At 54.3% G+C, this 3,832-nt stretch carries 3 protein-coding genes; 2 read left to right on the forward strand and 1 reads right to left on the reverse strand.

Annotated features, from left to right (window positions below):
* A partial coding sequence (locus tag KGZ93_02850) for an SLC13 family permease (GenBank protein ID MBS3908560.1) occupies positions 1–351 on the forward strand: 351 nt, incomplete at its 5' end.
* A gap of 455 nt (positions 352–806) precedes the next feature.
* On the opposite strand, the gene KGZ93_02855 is transcribed toward KGZ93_02850, so the two are convergent.
* Positions 807–2,465 (reverse strand): hypothetical protein, encoded by a 1,659-nt coding sequence (locus KGZ93_02855; GenBank protein ID MBS3908561.1) that lies wholly within the window; start codon positions 2,463–2,465, stop codon positions 807–809.
* A 425-nt stretch (positions 2,466–2,890) separates the two neighbouring features.
* Between KGZ93_02855 and KGZ93_02860 the strand changes: the two genes are divergently transcribed.
* Positions 2,891–3,832 (forward strand): AAA family ATPase (locus tag KGZ93_02860; GenBank protein MBS3908562.1); only part of this gene is annotated, 942 nt, incomplete at its 3' end.

Genomic DNA, 3,832 nt, shown 5'->3' on the forward strand with positions numbered 1-3,832 from the left:
CAGGTGATCGCTGCCGCCGGCCCTTTTGGTCATACAGCCCTCCTGGGTGGCTTGATTGCCCTGACGTTGATCTTCAATCCGTTCATCCCCGGGGCGGTCAATGCGGTTTTTATGGCCCCCATCGCGCTGGCGACTGCCATAAGCCTGAACGTCTCGCCATATCCCTTTATCATGGGGGTGGCATATGGGTGCGCTTCCAGCTTTATGACCCCGGTATCTCACCCCGTAAACATCCTGGTGATGAGCCCCGGTGGCTACCGCTTCACCGATTATCTCAAAAACGGCTTGCCAATCGCCCTCATCGTGCTGACTTTATCCACCCTGCTGCTGCCGGTTCTCTTTCCATTTTGAAACGGATCTGCTCGCTGAGCGCAGAGGACAACCTAGAATCCCAAACCAACCCGGCAGTCGAATCGGGTCAGGCGCTATGGTCGTGACCTTACCTCAGAAAATTCTCGGGTCCATCGACGGTGATTCCACCGGTATTGGGCTGCTTGCTACCGGAAAAAGCAGCCAAAAAAGGCTGGGTAGCAGCTTCGGCAACCGGCACAACACCTTATGATCGCGGAATCCCTTAGCCCCAGTAACCGCTACCCCCGGCCTCGTTTTGACCTCGAACGCCTCCGCATCAGGGTATCGAAATCCTCCCCCGCCCAGCCAGGGCACCGAAGCCATTGACCAGGCTGTGGGTCGACCAAGGGGGCCCATAACCATCGGATGGATTACCCGGCCAACCCAATAGCCAACCCGTAAGCGCTCGCACCCTAAACACCGGATTGGATTGGGGGGATCATCCACTTTCCATCTTATACCTGTGACCGGGCGAAGAATTTCCTCCGGGAGGAGCGGGGTGTGTTACCGAAATAATCCCTCCACCAGTCATCCGTACGCAAAGGCTTGGGGGGTTCATTGGCGTCACGCCATTGCAAGGACTCACGGAAGGCAAAATGACTGAACATCCGCATGAATTCGCACAGGTAAATATCGGCGACACGCCTGTTGCCGCGGGTGATCACCATATTCTCATCGTTGTAAAGCGTTGAAGCGTCGCTAAAATTGGCCGACCCATCTACCACAATCGGATCGTCGGTCAGCGGGTCGATCAGCATGAATTTGTTATGCACAAAACGGACGTGGGTGTTCAGGTTGCTGAGCTTTTCCTGCACCCAACCTTCGACCTCGTTGGTCCGGATAAATTCGCCAATGGCGAAAACATTTTCGGGCAACCAGCGCAGTTGATCGATCTTGCGAATTTCGGCATCGAGTTCAGGCCCAGCCTTCATCGAACGGGTTTTCTTTTCCATTAACGCCAGACGGAAAGGCGCTTGCCCATTTTGATAGGCGTTTTTAAACAGATCGTGCATGCCGAAGGCAAAAGTCATCAAGAGGCCGTCTTTGGCGTTGAGTGCCAGGTCTGCGTACCAGTTAAGGGCATCCAGGTTTTTCCTTGGGCTAAAAAGCACACTGGTTCCCTCAGGAGGCGCTCCGTGGAGGGGTGGGGTGATCATTTCGACCTGGTTTCTCATCGGTACGGTAAGCAAATCCTGGCTGAGGGCTTTCCAGTAGGCGAAAAACTTTTCCGCCACTGCTGGTTCCTCAACAACGTGGGCTGCGTTCGAATGACCGAAGATACCGCCTTCAGAGAAATTCGTCCCACCCGTCCATACCGCAACCGGCTGGTCGTGATCGAGTTTGACGATGAATTTGTTGTGAGCGATATACGATTCTGGCCGGGTCCGTTGGATGCACACCTGGTCCAGACCGGCAGCGGCGACTGCATTTTGATTGGATTCGCCAGGATTTTTCTGGCGTGCATCGTAGATGATCTGGATATCGACACCCCTATCCAGGGCCTCCTTTAGCACTTGAAGGAATTCTATATAATGAAATTCGTAGGCGGCAATACGCAAAGCGTGCCGTCCGGGTTGGCACGAACGGACAAATTCCACAAGCGCTTCGTATAATCCACGCGACAGCCATTGGTAAGCCATCTTGTTGGGAACATCTTTTGGCCGGCGGTCACCGAAGCGGCGCATATATCCCTGGGATGCCGCGACACCGCGGTTGAAATAGATATCATGGTCGCCTGATTCGGGACTTTCGGTGGTAAGGTAAATCGATACTTCCGCATGGGTCTTCAAGTCGGTGGGTGGTCCCTTGAGAGCAGCGATCGTGTAGGTATAATCATGGCCGGGTTTGGCGCTGTAATCCGCCCACTGAAAGCTCTGAATGGGGTGGTCGCGTGTCGAATAGAGCGATCCAGGTGGGAAGCCAGGGTCGGTTTCGGTAAAAGTTTTCATCCCCAGCAGATAATAAGCTTCGTTCTCGGTATGGTCGCGGCGGTGGAGAGAAAAGCCAGCCAAACCTTCACAGTCTTCGCTGGGCAGGTCGAATCCAAATAATACGACATAGGTTCCAGCTACAGCGTGGACTTTCAACCCGCAGTTTGTTTTGGTAACACGCATGGTAAACCTCCATTCCGAACTGTGGCCAATCACCACATGGTAAAAATATACTAAAAATACGGCTCTTCCATTATGCCATTATTTTTACCCGGCAGGTCAACTTTTTTATGGATCTTCCCCTCGCACCTCCTTAACTAAACCTTATCCTTGCATTACAACTGCCTGAATTTTTTTAAACCGCGTGTGGCCGATCGTCTAAGCGGACCTACCCACCATCCAAATCCAAATTACCCGGGTGAGCCTAGAATGTCTTGCCAAATGTTCGTTTGCAAATCAACTTTTGGATGATCGCTTCTAGAGGGGTTGGATTGAAAGTAATCATCGCATCCCGACGATCCCATCCTATGAACGCAATCCAGGGAAACCACGATAAAACACGTTGAACATATGTGCTATACCCTTTATATTTATGATAGAATCCTGCTATGGATCTCTTTGAGCATGACTTGCAACAACGCATGCGGCAGGAGGCTCCCCTGGCAGCGCGGATGCGCCCGCGGACCCTGGAAGAATTCGTCGGTCAGGAGCACATCGTTGGCCCAGGCAAGCTGCTGAGGCGCGCCATCCAAGCCGACCGGCTGTTCTCTTCCATCATCTTCTTCGGTCCGCCTGGCACAGGCAAGACCACCCTGGCGCAGATCATTGCCAACAGCACCCAGGCTCATTTTGAAAGTATCTCAGCGGTCCTGGTGGGGGTTGCTGAACTACGCCGGGTGATCGGCGAAGCAACCGAACGGCGGCGAATGAACCGCAAGCGCACCATTCTGTTCGTTGATGAGGTTCACCGCTGGAACAAGGCCCAGCAAGACGCGCTTTTGCCGCAGGTTGAAAGCGGCATGATCACCCTGATCGGCGCGACCACCGAGAATCCTTATTTTGACGTTATCGCTGCGCTGGTCTCTCGCTCGCGCCTCTTCCAACTCGAACCATTGGGCGAGGAACACCTCGCCCAGATCCTCGACCAGGCACTCAGCGACCCGGACCGCGGTTACGGCCAAAAAACCATCCGTCTGGACACGGATGCCCGCCGTCACCTGCTGCGGGTCTCCGGTGGAGATGGGCGCAATTTGCTCAACGCGCTCGAACTGGCGGTCGAAACGACCCCGCCGGATGGAAACGGAGTGATTTACATCAACCTGGATGTAGCCCAGGAATCGATTCAGAAACGCGCCATCCTCTATGACAAGAGCGGCGACGCCCATTACGACACGATTTCCGCCTTCATCAAATCGGTGCGTGGATCTGACCCAGACGCAGCCCTCTACTGGCTGGCCAAGATGCTTGCCGCCGGCGAAGAACCGCGCTTTATTTTACGGCGCTTGATCGTCCTGGCAGGCGAGGATATCGGCCTGGCTGACCCGCAGGGC

This window comes from Actinomycetota bacterium (genome assembly GCA_018333515.1).
Lineage (GTDB): Bacteria > Actinomycetota > Aquicultoria > Aquicultorales > Aquicultoraceae > Aquicultor.